The organism is Erythrobacter sanguineus (genome assembly GCF_900143235.1).
GTDB classification, from domain to species: Bacteria; Pseudomonadota; Alphaproteobacteria; order Sphingomonadales; family Sphingomonadaceae; genus Erythrobacter; species Erythrobacter sanguineus.
This window is the reverse complement of the sequence record NZ_FRDF01000019.1, coordinates 12,704-33,770: the sequence shown is the minus strand read 5'-3', so window position 1 is coordinate 33,770 and position 21,067 is coordinate 12,704. Positions and strand designations below refer to the sequence as shown.

The window sequence follows — 21,067 nt, the reverse complement described above, 5'->3', positions numbered from 1 at the left end:
GCAGTATCACCGGCCAACCGGCGCTTACCTGCTTCCATGAACTCCTTGGACCAGGTGTAATACAAGCTCTGGGCGATGCCTTCCTTCCGGCACAGCTCGGCGATGCTGTCCTCGCCGCGCAGCCCGTCGAGCACGATGCGGATCTTGTCCTCAGCCGAGAAATGGCGACGGGTTGCACGCCGGATGTCCTTCACCACCCGCTCGGCAGGGGCCTTCTTGGGGGGCGATTTCTTCAAGGAGGGTTGGGTCTTCATCTTCGTTCCTTCGTCACTACGACGAAGCCCTAACCCTCCTTAAATCACAACCTCAAATCTGTGCCATTGGTGCTGACGGGGGACAGTTGAGATGCAAAAGACTTACAGCGGCTGGGTGTCAGGCGCCCTTGACGGGATTGCCGGTGATAGTCTGCAAGGCATTCTAAAGAGGATGGAAAAATTGTCGTACTATGCCTCTCGCTTTCGCGGCGAGCGGGACAACGCCATCAAGCGATTGCATCAGCGCTACTTGCAACGATCTCTGTCCCGATTGTGTATGCGAATGCCGGGTCTGTCGTCAGGTGTGCCGATGAATTCGATGGCCGACACGATGCTGGACAATGTAGCCTTGAAGGATCTTCTTTCAAAGTGGTGCGCCCGCCGCAAAGCGGGAAGCTGCCGCTCATCTCCAGGCGTGCCACGGGATGAGCGAGCGGCGGGCGTGCCATTGAGGCCGATCGCAAGAGCGTGCGTTGCCACAAGCTCGAGGTGAGACCTCGGCCTGTCGAAAACATCTGGGCGTGAGGCGCTAATCGCTTGCGCTGTTAGTCCGGCAAAAGCCTGCGCCCCTCAAACCGGGCGATAGCGTGCCGCATGACTTTGCTCAGGGCCTCGTCGGAGAAGAAGCCTCCCGGAATGAGGCATTGGTCAATTAACACCCTTTGGAACGCCGCGAATGTATCCGGGTCTGGCGGGGTGGGGCGGTGCCAGAACTGATCCAAGCCCCCTTGCGCGGTTAGCCCTGGCAAGTCGTAAATCGCAGAGCCGAGGACTATCACCGGCACGCCGCGCGCCAGGCCAAGGGTGCCGCTGGTGCTGTTGATCGTGACCATCCCCAGGGCCTGCTCGGCAATGGTTTCGATATCGCCCCAAGCCAGATAGTCGACCCGCTCGGCAATGCCGAAGCGTTCTGCCAAATCTGCGGTTTCCAGCTGCCAGTCGCGAACCCCGTTGTCGAGGGGATGCTCCTTAACCACCAGACGGGCGCCGGGTGGGGCGTGATCGGCAAAGGATTGAAGGACGAGCTTTAGTGGCTCGAGCATCCCGGCGAAGGGTGAGTGGAGCCGGATTTGCGCATCTGAGTCCAATTGGAGCGGAAATAGGAAGTAGGCGGTGCCTGGCTCCTGCAGTCGCGCTAACAGGGTAGCGGCCTGGTCGCGCCGCGCCCGGCTGCGCCACAACTTGCGCGCCCAGCCCATGCCTTCCACCAGCGGGTGCCACGGGCGGTGCGTGCGCCAGCCCCTGAAATGTGAGCGCGAAAGGACGTCAGCCACGTTGTAGACGATGCCCTCGCTCGCGCGGCGGCGGAAGGAGGAGGGAACCTTGCTGTGTTCCGGGAGGGGAGGCAACATGGCCGCACGGTCGCGGTACCACTGCGGGTCTCGGGGAAGCGTGCTGTGGCCGTTGACGCCCCCCAACTCCATGGTCACCCAGTCGGGCCGAAGATAGCCTTCCTCGAACACCCAAACCCTCACACCGCGCGCGCGGCAAACCTTGAGGGCCGCCATGTGATGGTCGCGGCAATCGCCGAACAGCATCACATCGCTGATCCGATGTTTCTCGAGCAGCCGGGCAAAGCTTTCGGGCCATTCGGCCAGCGTCCCGCGATAATCGATGCCGTTCGGCAAGCGCCAATAGGCCCTGTCACCGCCGTTGAAATTGACCTTGAAAACCTCGTGACCGGCTTTCTGCAGGCCAAGACCGAGGCGCCGGAAGAATGACCCCATCAATCCTTGCAGCAGCATCACGCGGCGCGGCCTTCCTGCAGGCAAGACCTGATCGGTTTGCGGCAGGATCTGTTGATCGGTCATGAGTGGAACGGGGCCATGCAGTGTTCGGGGTCTTGTCTGCATCCCCTAGTCCTCCCGGTATTGGCTTGTCGATGCCGGGACATCATTTTGTTTTTGCTTTCCTGCCTCCATCGACGCTAGCCGGAACTGATGACAAAGGACAGCCGTGACCGGATTTGCAAAGCGCCCACACGCGCGGCCTTGGCGTTGCGGGAGGCGCGCCCATGAGCGAGGCCTCCCTCATTATGGCCGCTGAAGCCCTTCTTCTTGCTGTACTGGTTGTCATGGCAGATGCCTTCACGGCACCGCATGGGCGGTTTTCGCTGCTTCCGCGCAGCCTGCGGGGCACGGCTGTGTTGCTGCTTGTCGCCATTCTCGCTTTTGCGCTCGTGCTCGTCATTACCGGAGCGTTGCTGGTATCGGGGGTCGTGGTCGCGGCGCTGTTTGCCGCTCTTTCGCTGATTTCGAATATCAAGCGCCGCGTGCTGGGCGAGCCGCTGGTATTCAGCGATTTCGCTCTTATCGGCGCGGTTTTCCAGCATCCGCAATTCTACCTCACGGCCCTGCGACCGGTTCAGGTCGTCCTGCTGGGCGGCGGGCTTGTCCTTGCTTTCGCGGCGCTGGCGCTGCTTTCGAACCTTGATGCCCAGCCGCGGCTGCTGGGCCTGGGGCTGGGATTGGTGGCCGCAGCGGGCCTAGCCGTCGCATTACGGCGCATCGGCTGGCCTCTCGAAGCCTCCGCTCCCGATCCCGATGTCGATGTCATGCGGCACGGGCTGGTGGCGAGCCTGCTCGCACATTGGCACGACTGGCGCGGCAGGCCCGATCCCGATCCCTGCGACGCGCCGCCGGTCACAGGCCGGGCCGGCCAGCTGGTGGTGATCGTTCAGTGCGAATCCTTTACTGATCCAGTTGCGTTGTTCGATGACCCCGGCTTGTCCCTTCCGACGCTGGAAACGGCGCGAAGCCTTGCCTGGCAGCATGGCAGGTTGCTGGTTTCGGGCTTCGGCGCTTACACTATGCGGACCGAGTTCGGTGTGCTTTTCGGGCGCGGCGAAGAGGTGCTGGGCACGCGCCGGTTCGACCCCTTCCTGACCGCCCGCGGCGAGGCGAGCTGGGCTTTGCCCAACCGCCTGGGCCGCGACGAATGGGACAGCTGGTTCGTGCATCCGCACGACATGCGTTTCTACGGACGGCATCGGCTCATGCCCGAGGCCGGTTTCGGCAACCTTGTCGGTGAGGAATTCTTCCCCCGCCCCGGCCCCGACGAGGGGCGCTACGTTACCGACGCGGCGGTCGCTGATCGTATCATTGAAATCGCGCGAGGCAGTGCCAGATCAAGCCTGCTCTACGCCGTGACGATCGAGAACCACGGGCCGTGGCCTCCGGAAGAGTGCGATGCCGCGCGCGGGGCTTCGCCCTATCTGCGGCTGCTTGCCCGCAGCGATGCCATGCTCGCGCGCCTGATCGATGCCCTGCCGCGACTTGGGCGGCCTGCCCTTCTGTGCTTCTTCGGCGATCACCGGCCCAGCATCCCGGGCGCGAGCGAGCCCGGTCCGAAACGCCACACGCCCTACGTCATGCTCCGTTTCGCCAGCGACGGGACGCCTTTGCCTGGCAATGGCGCGGGAGAGGATCTGACGCCGGCCGAGCTTCACCACGCCATCCTCGACGCGATTTGCCTAGGGGAGGCGCAGCGATAACAGCACCCGGTCCCTGACCGGACGCGGGAGCAGCCGGTCCAGCCAGCGCAGCAGCAGGAAGCGCCGCGGCACCACCAGTTCTGCGCGGCCTGCAAGCACTGCGGCGATCATCTTGTCCGCAACCCGCCCGGCAGGGATTTCTCCTGGCCGCGCGTGTGTCGGCCCACCGGCAAAGAAGCCCGGCGATACCAGCGTGACGCTGACCCCGCGATCCCTGACGGCAAGTCGCAAGGCGTCGGCATAGCGGGCAAGGCCGGCCTTGCTCCCGGAATAGGTCGCCGCGAATGGGAGCGAATGGGAAGCGGCGGCGGTTCCCACCAGCGCAATCCGCCCTCGCCCACGCTCTGCCATGCGTTCGGCCAGCATCGCTGCCAGCGTGGCGGGCGCCGTGAAATTGGTCTGGCTCAGGCGGATCACCTGTTCCGGAGGCTCGACCACGGCACCGCAAGGCAGTGTGTCACCCTGCCCGGCGACAAGAAAGGCGCAATCAAAGGGTGCCGCCGCGTCCTCTTCGGCCAGCGCCGCCACCGCGGCATCAAGACCGGCAAGGTCGAGTGAGCGGGTTTCCGCTTCGGCCCCGCGCGATCGGCATGCCGAAGCCACCTCGCCAAGGTGTACCGGGTTGCGCCCCCACAGCGACAGGCGCACGCCCGGTCCGGCAAGCCGCATGGCAAGCTCACGTCCGAGCGCACCAGATGCGCCGCTGATGAAAATACGTGCACCTACGCAGGATAGTTCTTGGCCCATTGCTGTTATAGGATACGAAGCTGTTCGGGCGTCAAGAGAAACAGCGTCTGCCCCGCGGATCATGGCGCAGCCTGCGGGCTGTGAGAAGGCGGCCTTGAAGGGGAAGGGCGCATCCCAAGGCTAATCGTCTTAATTCTATTGTAGTTTGTCGCATGCGCCTTGACTTCGAGGTATTCTATTTAAATGGGGTTTAGATGCCGTCTGAGCCATCGCCCTCTCACCCGCGCGTAAAATTGTTTCGTAGCGCCCGCCTTGAGCGGTTGACCGTCATTTCGATGCGGTGGTTTGTCGTGCTTTGGGCAATCCTTTTGCCCGCGATTGCGCTCGTCGGAATTGCAACGGTGCCGACCTTGTGGGCGCCAATGCTGGTCGGGATCGGCTGGCTGGTTTGGTCGCTGACCGAATACCTTCTGCATCGCTATCTCTTCCATTTCGAACCGCGCTCGGCGCTGCTGCAGCGGGCCGTCTTCATCATCCACGGCAATCACCACGCCGATTCTAACGACCCCTTTCGCAATCTCATGCCGCCAATCGTCAGTATTCCGGTGGGATTGCTGGTCTGGGCCGCCGCGCTTGCGGTCGCCGGCCCGGCAGGCACATGGCTGCTGTTCGGTTTCATGTCCGGCTACGTGGCCTATGATATCGTCCACTATGCCTGCCACCAGTTCCCGATGAAGAGGCGCCTTGGTCGGATGCTCAAGGCCCACCACATGCGTCACCACCACCTCAAGACGAAAGGCAACTACGCGATTACCGGCATGGTGTGGGACCGTGTGTTTGCGACGCGTATCCCCTCAGCCCCCAAGGCCTGAGCCGCGATGCGCGAGGATGTGATCGGCCAGGGAGGTCATCGTGGTGAAGACCGGCGTCCTGGGTGCGCGCCCAAGCGCTTCGGCCGTCCCGTAGCCCCACGCGACCAGAGCAGCCCTGAGGCCTGCCGCCTCGGCGGTGGCGAGGTCAACCAACGAATCCCCGCAATAGAACGTGTTACTGCACGTTCCGCCCAGCGCCGCCAACGCGATCTCCGCGCCATCCGGGGCGGGCTTGCGGGGCCGGTGGGGCGCGCTGCCGATTATAACGGTAAAATGCCTGGCGAGCCCAAGATCTCCGAGGATCTTCTCGCACAGATCCTGCGGCTTGTTCGAGCAGATTGCCATCCCGATGCCGCCCGAGTGCAGCGCGGCGAGCGCTTCGCTAACGCCGGGAAACGGCAAGTCGGCTGGGGTCGCGATCGTGCGATGGAGCGCGCGGAATGCGGCTATCTCCGCCTCCGGATCGGAGCAATGGCGGCCGAGCACTGCGGCGATCATCGCCTGCCCGCCCACGGCATCCATCTGGCGGATCAGGTCGCGATCGGCGCGCACCTGTACTCCGCGCTGCGCAAGCATCTGATCGATGATGGCGCCGGTCAGACGGGCGCTGTCTATCAGCGTACCATCGAGATCGAAGATGATGTTTTTGACGCTCATGCTATGATGAAAGTTCCTGATCCGCTTCGGGCCACATTGGCACACTGACACCTTTACAAAGAGGCAATTGCAAATGGTATCCCCCCGCCTTCGCCCCGATCGCGATACCGAGGTGCGCCCGAGCCATGTAGAGATCGGCCGTAGTGTTATCACTATGGAGGCTGATGCCCTGCGCGAGCTCAGTGATGCGCTTGGCGACACGTTCAGGCAGGCGGTCGAGATGATCTTGGGCTGCAAGCAGCGTGTCATTGTCTCCGGGATCGGAAAGTCGGGCCATGTTGCCCGCAAGGTCGCTGCGACCCTCGCCGCCACTGGCACTCCGGCGCTGTTCGTTCACGCCGCCGAGGCCGCGCATGGCGATGCAGGCATGGTCAGTCCTGGCGATGTTCTGATTGTCTTTTCCAATAGCGGTGCGACGGTTGAGGTGCAGCCGCTTTGCATCTACGCCAAGGCCATCGGCTGTCCGGTGATTGGTATTTCGCGCAACCCCAATTCTCTGCTGTCGCGCACGGCGGACCTCGGCCTGCTTTTGCCCAAGGTCGAGGAAGCCTGCACCTCCAGCCTTGCCCCTACCACGTCGACAGCCATGATGCTCGCGCTCGGCGATGCCCTGGCCGTCGCGGCGATGCGCGCGCGCGGGCTTTCGGGATCGGATGTCCGCGCGCTTCATCCCGGTGGTGAGATCGGGCTGCACCTGCGCAGCGTTGAAGATGTGATGCACGCAGGCGACCGGCTGCCGCTGGTCGGCTTGGCCTCGCCTATGCCGGATGTGCTGGTGACCATGACAGAAAAGCGTCTGGGCATTGCCGGTGTGGTCAATGAACAGGGCGAACTGGTCGGCATCATCACTGACGGCGATTTGCGCCGCCGCGCCCGCAATGTCGTGTTCGGCACGGCCGCCGATGTGATGACCGATATGCCGCGCACGATCCTGCGCACGGCGCGGGTGCAGGAAGCGTTCGAGCTGATGAACACGCATCGCATCACCGTTCTGTTCGTGGTTGACGAGCGGCAGCCGCGGGTGCCCTTGGGGGCCGTGCAGATCTACGATATCGCGGTGCCGCCGGCACCCGAACCTACGCTCGGCGCCCCACGCTAGTTGCCATGTCGCGCATCCTGATTATCATCCCGGCAAGGCTGGCCTCGACGCGTTTTCCGGCCAAGCCGCTGGCGATGTTGACCGGCGCTGACGGGGTGCCGCGTCCGGCGTTGCATTACACATGGCAAGCCGGCCTTGCCGCGGCTCGGGTGTTGGGGACGCAGGCGCGGTGCGTGATTGCGACCGACGATCAGGCCATCGCTGACCTTGCCGATGCAGAGGGCATGGTGTCGGTGATGACCCCCACGTCCTGCACCAACGGGACCGAACGCTGCGCTGCTGCGCTTGTCGCGTTGGGTGAGGCGCCGGACATCGTCGTCAACCTGCAAGGTGATGCCCCGTTGACGCCAACGGCGATGGTGGCTGCTGTGGTCGCCCGGCTCGAAGCCGATCCGGGGCTTGCGATGGCTACTGCTGCTACCCCCGCCAGCCCCGCCGTGCTTGCCCACCTGCAAACCGATGCCGCCGCAGGGCGCGTCGGGGGGACGACGGTAGTCTGCGACAGCAAGGGGCGTGCGCTGTACTTCTCCAAATCGATCATTCCCCATGTGTCACCCGGCACGACGCCTATCGAGAGCGTGCTGCTGCATCTCGGCCTCTATGCCTATCGCCCCGCAGCCCTTGCGGATTACGCCGCGCGTGCGCCTGCACCGCTTGAGTTGCAGGAGGGGCTTGAACAGCTCCGCTTCATCGATGCCGGCCTGCCGGTGGGTGTGGCGATCTGCGCGGCTCCGGGCTGGGAAATGATTGAACTTAACAACCCCGGCGACATTGCTTTGATCGAGCCTGAACTGGCCCGTCGTGCCGCCCTGGAGCTTGCCTGATGTTACCCGCTTTCCGCCGCGCACCCGGCGCGCCGCCGTTCCTGATCGCGGGCCCCTGCGTGATCGAAAGCGAGGCGCTTTGCCTCTCCATTGCCGAGCGCTTGCAAGACATCGGCACGGGTCTGGGCATGCCGGTGATCTTCAAGGCCAGCTTTGACAAGGCCAACCGCACGTCGGTGGGCGGGTTCCGCGGTCACGGGATGGAGGAAGGCCTGCGCGTGCTCGAAAAGGTGCGCCGCGAAACCGGGCTGCCCGTTCTGACCGACGTGCACCTGCCTGATCAGATCACCGCCGTCGCCCAAGTCGTGGACATGCTCCAGACGCCGGCGTTTCTGGCGCGGCAGACCGATCTCATCATGGCCGCTGCCGCCAGCGGCCGTCCCGTCAACATCAAGAAAGCCCAGTTCATGGCCCCACCCGACATGGCGGCCGTGCTGGGCAAGGCCCGCGCTGCGGCTGATGGCGCGGGCATTGCCGATCCGCAAATCATGCTGTGCGAGCGTGGGTCCAGTTTTGGCTATAACAACCTCGTCGTCGACATGCGCGGACTTGTGATCATGCGCGAGATGGGAGCACCGGTGGTGTTCGATGCGACCCACAGCGTTCAACTGCCCGGCGGCGGCGGTGACCGGTCTTTGGGTCAGCGGCAGTTCGTCGAACCTCTTGCCTGCGCTGCGATGGCTGTCGGTATCGATGGACTTTTCATGGAAACCCACCCCGATCCAGACAGCGCCCTTTCTGATGGACCCAACATGGTTTCGCTTGATGGGCTCGCTGAACTGTTGCGCAAGATCGTCGCCATCGCCACACTGGGCTGAGATGGCGGCAGTACCGATCCTCGCCATTCCGCCTTTTCCTGGCGCGCGCGCAACGTGTTTCGCGACGCCCGGCGGAAGTACGGCGGGGGAAGCTTCGACCCTGCTTACAGCGCTGCGGATAAACCGCGTTGGCGGTTGCTATTGGGGCCGACAGATGCCCCTGCCAGAGCGTGGATTTGTGCTTGACGGCGCGAAGGTTCCGCGGCCCGGGGCACTCCTATGGGAGCCAACGCTCGATCCTTGGCCCTTACTCGACAGCGCAGGCAGCGCCCGTTTGTCCGTTGACGACCCGCGCGGGTTGCTGGTGCTGGCGGCCGGCGTGCCGTTGACCCTTGTTGCGGACGGAGGTGCCGAACGCGACGCGGATGACGGCGATGCGGAGCGCTTGCTTGCCGCCCACCTCACCGGATGGTGCTGGCGCAGTCCCTTTGATGGGGGCGCGATGACTGCGCTGGACGCCATCACCCTGTGCGGCACGTGGCGGCGGCTGATCGATGCGAACCGGCGCATCCATTCGGTGATGGGCATCGCCTACTGGAAGAAGCCGACCGTCTCACCGCTGCTATGGGCAGGCGCGCGGGTGCCCTATGGCCGGACGCTGATTGATCTGCCTGAAGGCTCGGCGGTTGCGATCTGGCGCGCCCGGCTATCCCGCCCGCAGGCCCGCGCAGTCGAGCAAGCAGAGGCGTCTATCTTCGAGATAGAGGACGGCTTTATCCGCTCGTCTGGCCTAGGCGCCGATTGTGTGCCGCCGTTGTCGATCATCGTTGACGAAGACGGCCCCCATTTTGCGCCCGGTAACCCGAGCGGGATCGAACGATTGTTGGAGGAGGGGGATTTCTCTCCTGACCTTCTTGCGCGCGCGCGCGCCTTGCGAAAATCGATCATCGCCGGCGGCCTATCGAAATACGAGACCGGAGCGGTCGCAGAAGTCGCACGACCCGGCGGCGAGCGGCGCCACGTGCTCGTCCCCGGCCAAGTCGAAGATGACCGCGCGGTGACCAGCGGCGGCGCGCTGGCTTCGAACCTTGAGCTGCTACGCCGCGCGCGAGCTGAGGCTGGGCCCGAGGCCTACCTCATCTACAAGCCGCACCCGGACGTGCTGGCAGGTCACCGCCGTGGCTTGATCGCCCCTGACGAAATGGTCGCGCTTGCCGACCGGGTTGAGACGACGAGTCCGATGGCCCCGCTAATTGCGATGGTCGATGAACTTCACGTCAACAGCTCGCTTGCCGGCTTCGAGGCGCTGATGCGCGGCAAGCAGGTGACAGTCCACGGCGTCCCGTTTTATGCTGGCTGGGGCCTGACAATTGATCGAGGCCACGTCCCGCCACGTCGTACCAGACGGCGCACGCTCGACGAATTGATCGCTGCGGCGCTGCTCCTCTACCCACGCTATCTGGATCCTGTGACTGGTTTGCCCTGTCCGGCTGAAGTTTTGGTAGAGCGCCTTGCGGATGGGGCGCCGAACCTCAGCCCTAACGCAACCGCTGTTGTTGCCGTTCGCCGTGCTATGGGCCGAATCCGTCGGACTTTCAGGGCGTGAAGAGACTACTTAAGACCATAGATGGAAGCCTGATTAAGCAGACTTTTTGCTGGCATTACCTCGACTGCAGAGCATATGCGGCTCATGAGTTTTTTCTGCGAAATCGTTCATGCATGATTGCAAAACCCTGATTTCGTGCGGCCGTGGCGCTACCAGCTCAAATAAGTGCAATCCGTTTTTTCATGATTGCCCAGACCAGTATGTGTACGGGGTTCGCGCGCCACGGGGGTCTCCGCCGGCCCAAAGTGCAACTGTGGGAATCTACGGAATTCAGATTGGGCAGATCACGGCAGCTAAGATGATCACAGGCGACCAGCCACTTGGCCCACAGTCACGCGTGGTCAGCCCTGGTACGACCTAGACCGCCTGGGCGATTATAGCGTGTTCGATCAACCCGCTCGTCAACCACCGCCCACTATCAATTAGACGGCCCGGTACCGAGATTGTTGGTTAGTGTTGTGGCCGTAACGATCGGCGCAAACAACTGGCTGATGGTCTGGACAAGCCTGCGCGGCTGGTTTGAGGCCGAATTGCCGAAATACAGGATATCGCCGTCGCGCAGCGCGAATTGCTGGGCGAGAAAGAAGGTTGGCGTTTCCATCATGTTGAAGTGATAGACGGTCGGTTCGGTCTCGGTCGGCCCGGCATAGCGGAACAGGAACACTGATTCAGGATCGCCAGTGTTATCGCTCGGTCCTCCCGCCATCGCTATCGCCTCGACCACGCTCATCCGTTCACGCAGGAAAGGCATTTGCTGGACCCGGCCGGTGGCACCGAGCACCGAGAACATCAGCGGTTCTGCCAGCACGGTAAGCCGATCGCCCGGATAGGCGCGCAGGCCGCGATAGGGGCCGGCCATCACATCACCAAGCCGCAACCGCGCCACATTCTCGCCGCGCTCGACCTGAAGCACAAGGGCGCGGGCCTCGCCGCGATAACCGCCTGATAGTGCGATGATATCGGCCAGGCTTTCGCGATTGGTCTGTAGTATAAGCCGCCCGGGGCGGGCCACTTCGCCGCCGATGATGATCGAATTGCTGATCACTTCCTGGCGGTTGACCAGGACCTGGGGGTCCTGCGATAAATTGCGCAGTGCGCGGCGGATCTGCTCCTGGATCTGGGCCATTGTCTGACCCGCCACCAGCACTGGTCCGACATAGGGCACATCAATAAAGCCATTATCGTCCACGCGGCGGGGGGGCAGGGTTTGTGCCTTGACTGAAGGATCAAAGCCTCCCGCCCCGGCAATCGGCGAGGGTGCGTCACCGCTGAACAGCGACACGCCGGCCTCAAAAATGGTGATCGCCAGCACATCCCCCGGACCGATCAGGTCGGTGGGCGGTGTCGCAAGATCGGGCAATTGCCATTCGATCGGCGGGGCGGCGGGTGGAACGTCGGCTACGGAAGCGACTGGAACCACGGCAATATCCAGCCCGGTTGCCTCAGCCTCTATAGCGGACCGTTCGATTTGACCGCCGGTCGGGCCGCTGGAGGGCAAGGTCGAACAGGCGCTGAGCGCACTCAGCACGACAGCGAAAGAGATGAGTTTCAGATTCATTGCCAATTTTTGCCGGATTTGCGTATGGACCGCTGCTCTAACGACAAAGCTAGTGCAGGCATAGCCCATTGCAGAACAATTCAGGCCAACCCACTCAACGCACTGTGAGCCGTATCTCGCAGCAGCGTCCGATGGATCTGCTTTTGCTGGTTGGCCTTAGGCCCCATCATTTCATGGCCAATCTATGGTGGCGGCTGCTGGGCAAGAAACTGCGTGCGCGCGCGCGGATCGATGCCGCCATCAAGGGCTTGCCGTTCGCCCACGCACGCTGGGCTCACGCCGTTGGAATCGAGGACGGGGAGATCGTGGCAGCCGCAGAATTAGATGGCTTAGGCCCCGTGTTTTGTGTGCATTGCCACATCGCGCGAGGGGACGACCCTGCTTCGGTCCGCCGCACGCTGCGTTCGACACAGGAACACGGCCCTGCGGCCCGGGGCATCTTAGTCACCCACGAGGCAGGCGCGCAGATTCCGCAGCTGGCGGGCGGGGCAGTCACCGTGCTGCCTACCGCCTGCGACTCACGCATCGAAGGGTTGCACGCTGCGCTCGTCAAAGCGCGTGCGATCGGTGCAGACTGGCTCGTGCCGCTCGATTCCGCCTCGCTTCTGCCGCGCCATGGGCTTGCAGCCTACGGCGCTTATCTGCTGCGCCAACCGCCGCCGGCCGGTGCACCGGAACCCACGCTGCTCTATGGCGACGAAGGTGAGATCAGCCGGTTTCGAGCAAAGCCGAAATTGTGGCTCAAGCCGCAATGGGATCCCCGCATGATCCTGTCGCAGGACTATGTCAGCCGGGCCTGTGCGCTGGCAGTGGGCCCGGCACTGGATGTGCTTGCGCGCGGGAATGAGGGCGGGCCGCAAAGCCTTTATGAACTCATCCTACGTATTGGCGAAGATATGCCGGTTACGCATATCCCGCGCATCACCGCTCTCACTTCCGAAGGCGGCTGGCGCCGCGATGGTACGTTGAACATAAAGGCCGTGCGTCGCGTACTCGGCGCGCGCGTCGATGAAATCTTTCCCGGTCCGTTTGGCACCGTCGCGCTCAGCTTTCCGCTTCCCGACCCGCCGCCCACAGTCAGCGTTATTGTCGCCACGCGCGACCGTGTCGAATTGCTGCGCAACTGCGTCGAAGGGGTGCTTCGCGCGACCGACTACCCGGCGATTGACCTAATCATCGCCGATAATGACAGCGTCGAGCCAGAGGCCCTACGCTACATGGAGGAGGTATCCGCTGATCCGCGCGTCACAATCGTGCGCTGGCCACATCCGTTCAATTATTCGGCGATCAACAATTTCGCAGCCAGCCATGCGCGCAGTGAATTTCTGTGTTTGCTCAACAATGACATCGAGGTGATCGAACCGCACTGGCTAAGCGCGTTGGTACGCGAAGCGATGCAGCCGGGGATCGGCGCGGTGGGTGCCAGACTGCTATATCCCGACCGCTCGATCCAGCATGCGGGCGTGGCGATCGGACTCGGCAATGCCGCTGGCCACGCGCACCGCGCCTTACCCGAAGGCCAGCCTGGCTACTACGCACAGGCTCTGATTGCGCGTGGAGCCAGCGCGGTCACAGGAGCGTGCCTGCTGGTCTCGCGGCGCCATTTCGAAGCGGTGGGCGGACTGGATGAAGATGGTCTTGCGGTGGCTTACAACGATGTTGATCTTTGCCTGAAGCTGCGCGAGCGAGGGCTGACCAACATTTATACCCCTGCAGCGACCCTCATTCATCACGAAAGCAAATCGCGCGGCTTGGATTTTGATCCCGAACATCTGGAGCGCTACATGCGCGAGCTCAAGGTGTTGCAGGAGCGATGGGACACGACGCGGGTGGTGGATCCGTGGCACCACTCCGGGCTTGATCGAGGGAAAGAGGTTTACGTCCGTTCTGTCCCATAGATTTGCGGTCGAAGCATGTCATTTGGCGAGCAGTTTACCTGTAAGTTGAAGTATGCCACTAAAGAATAAAAAAGTCGCCGCAGGTGGCGTTAAAATATGCTTAAGGAAGACGAAATTGCAGCCGCATATCTATCTATAATTGCATGATGAATCATGGAGTATGACATGAAGTTCAATGAAGTATCTAAGCTTGTGGCAGGGATTCCGCATACGACAGCAGAAAAAGGGAAGGTACTATACGATATTATTATTGAAAATAAATTCATAAACTGCCTTGAACTCGGGTTCGCTTGCGGTGTTGGAGCGAGCTACATTAGTGCAGCCTTAGATGAAAATGGCCGGGGACGATTGACGTCCGTCGATACGCCGGCGGCCAAAACGCGGAGTCCAATTGCCAATGATTTGATCAAACGCGTCGGACTTGAGGCGTATTCCGAGTTTGTTTTTCATGAACTCGGATACAACTGGTTTCTCATGGATGCGATTGAAAAAGGAAGCAGGTTCGACTTCTGCTTTTTGGATGGTGCCCATACGTGGGATGTAGACGCTTTAGCGTTTACGTTGGTGTCCAAGGTTTTGACACCTCGGGGCTTCATCATCTTTGACGACTTGGATTGGACCTATGCTAGCAGCCCGACCATGAAGAACGCTCCAGCACCCGAGCTCATGCGTAAAACGGCCGGGGTCCGAAAAGTCGTCGATCTCTTAGTGAAACCTCATCGCGAGTTCGAATGGCTGGGCGAAGTCGCTGGAATGGGTATCGCACGAAGGTTGTAATACGTCTTCTGAGACGTGACTGTGCTGTTTTCGTATGCCATCCAAGCAGATGAATAGCGCACTGCCACCCAACCTTGGATCGCTCGGGTCTGGAGTTTTCCGCCTTGCTCAGGTCCGGTGGGCTGGTTGCACCGGCCGAGTTTGCCAGCATGATCGGGTGGATATTCCCAATTGCGCTGTGCGGTCGCTCTTCGTTGTAGTGTCTACGCCAGGCCTCCAGCTCTTCGCAAGCATCTCCAGCGATAAGAACCAGTGCGCGTTCAGGCACTCGCTGCGCAGCTTGCTGTTGAACGCCTCGATGAACGCGTTGTCTGTGGGCTTATCAGGGCGGGAGAAGTCCAAGGTTACTCCGCGCTGGTAAGCCCACAGATCCATGTCCCGAGAGATAAACTCGCTGCCATTATCCACCCTGATCGTCTTGGGGTAGCCGATCTCCTGATATGCCTGTTCCAGCGTGGTAACCACGTCCTTGCCTCGATAGCTGAACCGCGGATCGACGACCGGCGATCGCCGTGAGTAGGTATCGACCACCGTCAGAATGCGGAGCTTGCGTCCCGTCGCCAGCTGATCGTGCACGAAGTCCATGGCCCAGACATCGTTCGGCCGGATCGCAGGAGCACGGTCTTCGCGCAGCTTCGCCTTGACCCGCCGCTTGGGCGTCTTGTTGTGCAGCTGCAAGCCCAACTCCCTGTGAAGTCGATATACCTTCTTAGCATTCACAACCCAGCCTTCTCGGCGCAGAATGTGATAGACACGGCGATGGCCGTAGCGGACGTGCGTCTCGCAGATCTCCTTGATGCGCTTCTGAAGAAAGGCCGGATCGGTGTGGCGGGACGGATAGTGGTAACTGGAAGTGTCGAACGGCAGAACCCGGCAGGCCCTCCTGATCGACACTTCCAGTCCAACAGCATCCCGTCGACCAGCTCGCGCTTCCGATCCGGCCTCAGAGCTTTCGTTTGGTGACATCCTGCAGCATCTCGCGATCAAGCGTCAGATCAGCGACGATCTTCTTGAGCCGGCTGTTCTCGTCCTCCAGCTCACGCAGCCGCCGCATCTCAGATGACAGCAGCCCCGCGTATTTCTTCTTCCAGTTGAAGTAGGTCGCCTGGCTGATCCCAGCCTTGCGGCAGATCTCAGCGACAGGCGTGCCTTCCTCGCCCTGCTTCACGACGAACCCCTTCTTCGCGTCCGTGAACTTCGATGCCTTCATGCCGTAACTCCTCGCCCAGCGAGGAAAGATTACGGCGGGAAACTCTACCCCCAAGTGGTCCATTTTTCAGGTGGCAGAGCAAATAGGATTGGAGTTCGAGTGACGAAACCATTCAGGCTTCACGGCACGACCTGTACAGAACTAACGCACGCTCAAATCGGCGAACATTTAACCATCGTGGACCGGCTCGAAAAAACCTCGTATCTCGCAATGTCGCTCCAGCGACTGGCAGGCTTCGGAGTGAGGCGGCAGCCCCTGTAACTGCCATCTCGTTTTCCACGATTGGTTGGATGCTACAGGGCAACACGCCCGACCTTCTGATGACGCCCGTCATCGAGCGCTCGCTCGATGAGCAACTCGAATTCAGTCAACCTCTCGGGAGCGGCTTGGGCGACCTTCCTGAGCCATGCATCGGCAAATGTACGGGCCCCCTTTTCACTGGCGCAAACCTGATCCGGGGTGAATTTTCTACCAAATAACAACGAGTTACGGATAAAATAATATATGTAGTATCGGCTCGGCACAAGTCCCGCCTCAGATCTCTTGTGGTTCTTCACGAACAGATCAGGAAATACCAGCGGCTTTGCCGAGCGTTTGTCCACCATCATGCTGAGGAACCAATCGGTTTCCTCGAAGTAGAGAAAATATTCCTCAGGCATATATCCGGCCTTACCGAGTGCAGAGGTTCGCCCAAAGATGTTTGCGCCAGTCAGGTAGTCACATTCGAACGGGCTTACTGGCAGTTCTTCAAGTCGCGCGCCCATGAACATGTGAGCCGGTGCCGCGCCGCTATCCAAGCGCACTTTGCCACCGCAAAACAGAACCTTGTTCGGGTTGTGCGATGGCACGATCGTCGTGCCGAAGAAATCGGTGTCGGGCCAGTCTTCGATACGCTCGACCAGCTCGTCAAAGTAGCTGGGCGGCACGACGATGTCGGGATTTATGATCCAGAAAAATTCGGACCCGAGTTCCCGGCACACCGACAAACCGAAATTATTCGCAGCAGCATAGCCGACATTGTCCTCCGCCTGTACAACGTACAGGTCAGGGTATTCCCGTGCCAATTGCCGAATATCCGACAGCGCTTCATTGTTGGAAATGACGATCAAACCTACGTCAGGGCTTTGCATCGTTATTCGATCGATACACTCGCGCGTGTCGTCGAGATTCTGGTAATGCAAGATGATGGCAATGCAGCGCTTGCCCTTCAGCGTATCACGCTCTCCTCTCACGAACCAACGGCGAGAGCTTCCGTTAATGTTGGGCCGTTCCATCCGACCAAAATCGAGCGCCTCCATATACCTTTGCAAGGCCGAAGCAGATTCCTCCCAGCTATGAAGACGGGCCGTTGTCAAGGCAAATGCCGACATTTCCTTGCGTTCTGCCGGCGCAGACACCAGAAAGCGCTCCATCGCAGCGCGCAGTCCACCTTGCTCGTCGGGGGGGTAGAGGAAGCCTTCCTTCCCATCTTCAATCAGATAGGATAGCAAACCTGAGGCTGGACAGATCACCGGCAGTGCAAAGGACATCGCTAGAAGCGCCGAACCCGATGTCGAAACCTTACGATATGGCAGAACCATTACGTCCGCGCTGTTGAGATAAATCTGCATATCTTCGTCCGCCACATACCCGGGACGAAATACAACGCGACCGTGGCTGCCAAGGCGGGCGGCGACCTCCTGCTGCGATACACCAAGCATTTTGCCCGCCATGACCAGCCAAACATTATCGTGGTGGCTACTAAGCTCGTTGAACGTGTCGATCAACTCGTCGACGCCTTTGTAACTGCGAATCTGCCCCAAGAACAGAAACACGGTTGCGTGCATCGGGATGCCAAGCCTCTCACGCGCTTCCGCGCTAGTAATTTCGGTATTCAGGGTGCCGATGTAATTACCATGCGCTGCGACAAGCACCTTTTCGGGCGGTAACGTATAGTGGGGCCGCGCATCCTCGACGACAGCCAAATGATGGACATGAATCCAGTCGGATAGGTTTGCTAAGGTGCGATGCAGATCCAGCTCGACGTCAAGATATTTTGGCTCGTGCGAAATCACATTGTGGATTGTCCAAATAATTCTTCCGCCTCGTGAATGAAAAAGCCGCAGCTTTGCGACGAAATCGCTCGCACGCTGAGCAGCATCGGCTTCGTTTGAGCCGTTAGCGAAGATCGGATTGGTCCAATGAAGATGAAAGACGACTCGCGTGTCGCCTGATCCCGAACGGGACAGCAGTGCGATACAGGAATCGATGTCACCGGGCGTGACATCTATCCCCTCGAGTGACTTGTACAGCAAGTTCTGATAAGCGTTGTTGACGGTGTAATCGGGATAGAAACGAAGAGAGTATCGTGCGCTTTTCGGAACCTCAACAGCGCTTCGAGGTGATGCTGAACCCGCCTTCGGATCCGTGCCGCTCACCGCAACTTTCACAGCACGATCATCATCGTTAGCTCGCTGGGCGCACAACCGCCTGAGAGTGTTCGTGATGGCTTCCTTGTTGTAGCCTTCAACTGGAGAATGGATGCTTATCTCCCCCGAAGAGTCTGCAAGCCCCACCTTTGCTTCAGGATAGGCGCAAAGCGCTAAACCAAGTACTCTCTCAAGCCCGTGCTCGATATCGCCATCTTCACGAACCCGCCCGCTATATCCTGACGAATCACACATAAAACGGGCTATGGGTTGAAGAACTTCGGGCCGTATCCAGAACATGGTTCCGGCAGCAAACGCCCATTCTTCATTGATGTGCCTCTCCAGACCAGTCTTCTCAGCAAGCCAATTTACTTGCATTAAAGTCTCAGGTGTAGAGCACCTGCGCCCGTGCTTGTACAAGTTCTTTGAACACACTAGCTTCAGGTGCGGGCTCGATTGGAACAGCGCTACGACTTTATCGATATAGCTCCGTGAGCGGAGGACCGAATCCATAAGCTCACGCCGCCACGTATCCCCCCATTGCTCCATATTGCGCTTTGTATGTATTTTCCCAACCAATGAGTAATTCTTGAGCGTGGAAGCGAGCTCAAGAAAGGGGGCAATATCAGCTCCGACATTTGGGAAAAAATATACCTTGGCGTTGGGACAAGCCCGACGAATTTGTGAAATCGCATTGACGTCTGGCTGAAGTGACGTGGTCACGAACAGATCGAAGTCAAATTCGATCATCTCTATCTTGTTTAAAAAATATTCGATATTGTCTGTGTGATATACATGCCAAACTATTGCGATGCGCTTTGATGAAGAGTCTTCAATTGGCAATTCTTCAATAATTGCTTGCCTGGCATTAACTCTAATTTTATTAACAACATTTTGGAATTCGGTATTTTGCTTGTATTCGCTATTGCTAATTCTTTGTGCTCTGCCATCATAATATCGCACACCCAAATATGGTAGGCCAACAATTCTCGTGCGGGCGCTTATGCGTAAAATGAAATCCCAGTCCACCAGGCGATATAAAGATTCATCGAATCGAAACTTCAAAAAATCACCATCTCTTCGCATAAAAAAACAATTCATATCGATGAAGTTTTGTCGAATGAGTGACTCAAAGTCAAAATCGGCATAGAGCACTGATTTGCGTTGTCCCAGATCATCGATGATATTGGCAGCACAATAGCCAGCCGAAAGGGTATTTGCCTCGGCGAACTTTAACATTGTTTCGACCATCTCTGGCATCCAGGTGTTGTCGGAGTCCAGAAAGAATACCCAGTCCCCCGTCGACGTATCCAGTCCGAGGTTTCGTGCGCGTGATACCCCATGAGGGCCGTCGTTGTGGATATACCGGAGGCGCGGATCGGTTATCGACGCTATGACCTGGCGCGTGTTGTCGGTACTTCCGTCATCGATGACGATGATCTCGAAATTTTCGTGTGTCTGACAAAGTGCCGATTGTATTGCTGACCTAATTTTGTCGGCGCGATTGCGGGTTGGCATAATTATCGAAACCAAATCCCTCTCGGCCGCGGAATGTGCCTGGCGTATTTGCTGTCCGATTAAATCGGATGAATCATCATCCCAATCGCGAGTGTGCCGCTCCATCAGACGCTTTGCAGGAGCCCGTAGGTCTTTCTCGTCTTGCCATATAGCTGCATAAGCACGGCGCCCCTCGTGCGAACCCCATTTGATATAGTGGACTAGCGGGTTAAGGTTACTCCGCGCCACATCGGGGTTCGCGGACAGATATTCTTCGGTCGAAAAGTTTGGCGAAGGATTTCGCTTGAGGGCCGCACCTATCCATAAATAATGAACAACTGGGTCAATCCCAACCATTGCAACGTCTGAGTAATTTGCGAGGTAAAATTCCTCGTCGAAAAATCCAGACTTACGGATTAATTCAACATTGTTGGGATCAATGTTCTGCATCTGCTTACCTTCTTGACTGAAATTATAGCGATTTACGAATATCTTAAAGTCAGGCTGGTCGAAATCCAAGGAGGCTCCGAAGCCGAGGCCTTTTTTTACGGACGTCAATGGAAGAGCCGTCCCCAATAACTTCCCCCAGATACATGTTCGGTCGTGCCTTGCCGTCATGAACTGCGACCAGTTCACGGGTTTGCAACTGTCCGATCGCCTCGTCGGAAAATGCGGGTGTGTAATAGATGCAGTCGTCGAAGAAGTAATGGGTCACCTGCGACCAGCGGGTCAGGGTCGGATCGGTCTGCGGGCTGCCGCCGTGCAGCAAGTTGGCGCTCCAGATCAAGGCTTGGCCCTTGCGCGCCAGAAAGGGTTCTTCCGAGGCTCCGTGCGCGCGGGTCAGCGCGCTCCAGGCCTCGGCGAACGGATCTTGGGCGGAATTCAGGTCCTGTCCGAACCCGCGACGGCCGATCATCGCATTGGTCACGATCGGCCAGCTATGAGATCCACGCACGTAAAACAGCGGACCGGCCCCAGCCGCCACATCCTCCATCGCCAGCCAGATGCCGCACATGAACCGTTCGGGTAGCGAGGAAAAATGTACCGAATCCGAATGCACCGCCTGCTGCGTGCCGACCGGGAAATTGAGCGTCTGGAACGGAAAGGCTGCGCGGCCATACAGCTTGCGCAGCAAGCTGAGCACTTGCGGGTTGGACGCAATGGCGCGCACGTCATCGTCGAACTCCCATGCATCCTGAACGCGCCGCTCGCCGCGGGTCTTGTCGGCCGCAGGATCGCCAAACGGGATGTCGAAATGCGGACCGAGGTTGGCCTTTATCCGTTCGATCCGAACCTCGACATCGGGATCGGGAAAATCGAACACGGCGAACCCGTGCGCGTTGAGATCACGTGCGATCACTTGCTCTGCGGCGGTCAGATCAGCCAAGCCGTCCTGCGAGAAGAGCGGCGATTCAATTCGCGGCACGCCCGGAAAGACGGGATAGTTCATAAAGCCGTGTTCCTCGCCA

General features: G+C 59.7%; 15 protein-coding genes and 2 pseudogenes. 9 read left to right on the top strand and 8 right to left on the bottom strand.

Features of this window, described 5'->3' with window-relative positions; all coding sequences use genetic code 11:
- A partial coding sequence (locus BUA05_RS14075) for a transposase (protein WP_143150329.1) occupies positions 1–254 on the bottom strand: 254 nt, incomplete at its 3' end.
- Positions 255–573: 319 nt separating this feature from the next.
- Here BUA05_RS14075 and BUA05_RS15130 point away from each other — a divergent pair.
- A pseudogene (locus tag BUA05_RS15130) lies at positions 574–700 on the top strand (IS3 family transposase); the annotation flags it as partial.
- Positions 701–799: 99 nt separating this feature from the next.
- On the opposite strand, the gene BUA05_RS14065 reads toward BUA05_RS15130, so the two are convergent.
- Positions 800–2,065 (bottom strand): capsule biosynthesis protein, encoded by a 1,266-nt coding sequence (locus tag BUA05_RS14065; RefSeq protein WP_178139190.1) that lies wholly within the window; start codon positions 2,063–2,065, stop codon positions 800–802.
- Between the two features lie 203 nt (positions 2,066–2,268).
- On the opposite strand from BUA05_RS14065, the gene BUA05_RS14060 reads away from it, so the two are divergent.
- On the top strand, positions 2,269–3,747 hold the full coding sequence (locus tag BUA05_RS14060) for an LTA synthase family protein (RefSeq protein ID WP_084662749.1): 1,479 nt from the start codon (positions 2,269–2,271) through the stop codon (positions 3,745–3,747).
- On the opposite strand, the gene BUA05_RS14055 is transcribed toward BUA05_RS14060, so the two are convergent.
- A complete protein-coding gene (locus BUA05_RS14055) occupies positions 3,727–4,494 on the bottom strand; it encodes an SDR family NAD(P)-dependent oxidoreductase (RefSeq protein WP_072675650.1) in 768 nt (255 codons plus the stop codon). The genes BUA05_RS14060 and BUA05_RS14055 overlap by 21 nt on opposite strands.
- Before the next feature lie 275 nt (positions 4,495–4,769).
- Here BUA05_RS14055 and BUA05_RS14050 point away from each other — a divergent pair, with 275 nt between their 5' ends.
- A complete protein-coding gene (locus BUA05_RS14050) occupies positions 4,770–5,306 on the top strand; it encodes a sterol desaturase family protein (RefSeq protein ID WP_245790219.1) in 537 nt (178 codons plus the stop codon).
- On the opposite strand, the gene BUA05_RS14045 is transcribed toward BUA05_RS14050, so the two are convergent.
- Positions 5,289–5,963 carry an HAD family hydrolase gene (locus tag BUA05_RS14045; RefSeq protein WP_072675648.1) on the bottom strand — a complete coding sequence of 225 codons (675 nt, stop codon included), beginning with the start codon at positions 5,961–5,963 and terminating at the stop codon, positions 5,289–5,291. The two genes, BUA05_RS14050 and BUA05_RS14045, sit on opposite strands and share 18 nt — an antisense overlap.
- A 73-nt stretch (positions 5,964–6,036) precedes the next feature.
- On the opposite strand from BUA05_RS14045, the gene BUA05_RS14040 reads away from it, so the two are divergent.
- The 4 genes from BUA05_RS14040 (at position 6,037) to BUA05_RS14025 (ending at position 10,250) form a co-directional block, all read left to right on the top strand.
- Entirely contained in the window at positions 6,037–7,062 is a 1,026-nt protein-coding gene (locus BUA05_RS14040) for a KpsF/GutQ family sugar-phosphate isomerase (RefSeq protein ID WP_072675647.1), read from the top strand.
- A gap of 5 nt (positions 7,063–7,067) precedes the next feature.
- Positions 7,068–7,886, top strand: a complete 819-nt coding sequence (gene kdsB / locus BUA05_RS14035) for a 3-deoxy-manno-octulosonate cytidylyltransferase (RefSeq protein WP_072675646.1) — start codon at positions 7,068–7,070, stop codon at positions 7,884–7,886.
- Entirely contained in the window at positions 7,886–8,704 is an 819-nt protein-coding gene (kdsA, locus tag BUA05_RS14030; RefSeq protein ID WP_072675645.1) for a 3-deoxy-8-phosphooctulonate synthase, read from the top strand. The genes kdsB and kdsA overlap by 1 nt, the downstream gene beginning before the upstream one ends.
- Before the next feature lie 274 nt (positions 8,705–8,978).
- A complete protein-coding gene (locus tag BUA05_RS14025; protein WP_245790218.1) occupies positions 8,979–10,250 on the top strand; it encodes a capsular polysaccharide export protein, LipB/KpsS family in 1,272 nt (423 codons plus the stop codon).
- Between the two features lie 418 nt (positions 10,251–10,668).
- On the opposite strand, the gene BUA05_RS14020 is transcribed toward BUA05_RS14025, so the two are convergent.
- Entirely contained in the window at positions 10,669–11,808 is a 1,140-nt protein-coding gene (locus tag BUA05_RS14020; protein WP_072675643.1) for a polysaccharide biosynthesis/export family protein, read from the bottom strand.
- A gap of 104 nt (positions 11,809–11,912) precedes the next feature.
- Here BUA05_RS14020 and BUA05_RS14015 point away from each other — a divergent pair, with 104 nt between their 5' ends.
- Together BUA05_RS14015 and BUA05_RS14010 are read left to right on the top strand one after the other, a co-directional pair.
- On the top strand, positions 11,913–13,706 hold the full coding sequence (locus tag BUA05_RS14015; RefSeq protein WP_143150326.1) for a glycosyltransferase family 2 protein: 1,794 nt from the start codon (positions 11,913–11,915) through the stop codon (positions 13,704–13,706).
- 165 nt (positions 13,707–13,871) lie between these two features.
- A complete protein-coding gene (locus tag BUA05_RS14010) occupies positions 13,872–14,483 on the top strand; it encodes a class I SAM-dependent methyltransferase (protein WP_158093720.1) in 612 nt (203 codons plus the stop codon).
- Between the two features lie 115 nt (positions 14,484–14,598).
- On the opposite strand, the pseudogene BUA05_RS14005 reads toward BUA05_RS14010, so the two are convergent.
- From BUA05_RS14005 to BUA05_RS13990, 3 genes and pseudogenes are all read right to left on the bottom strand, one after another.
- Positions 14,599–15,693 (bottom strand): annotated as a pseudogene (locus tag BUA05_RS14005) (IS3 family transposase); the annotation flags it as partial.
- Between the two features lie 293 nt (positions 15,694–15,986).
- Positions 15,987–20,117, bottom strand: a complete 4,131-nt coding sequence (locus BUA05_RS13995; protein WP_158093719.1) for a glycosyltransferase — start codon at positions 20,115–20,117, stop codon at positions 15,987–15,989.
- Positions 20,098–21,048 carry a phytanoyl-CoA dioxygenase family protein gene (locus tag BUA05_RS13990; RefSeq protein ID WP_072675638.1) on the bottom strand — a complete coding sequence of 317 codons (951 nt, stop codon included), beginning with the start codon at positions 21,046–21,048 and terminating at the stop codon, positions 20,098–20,100. Before BUA05_RS13990 ends, BUA05_RS13995 begins: the two co-directional genes overlap by 20 nt.
- Positions 21,049–21,067 lie beyond the last annotated feature (19 nt).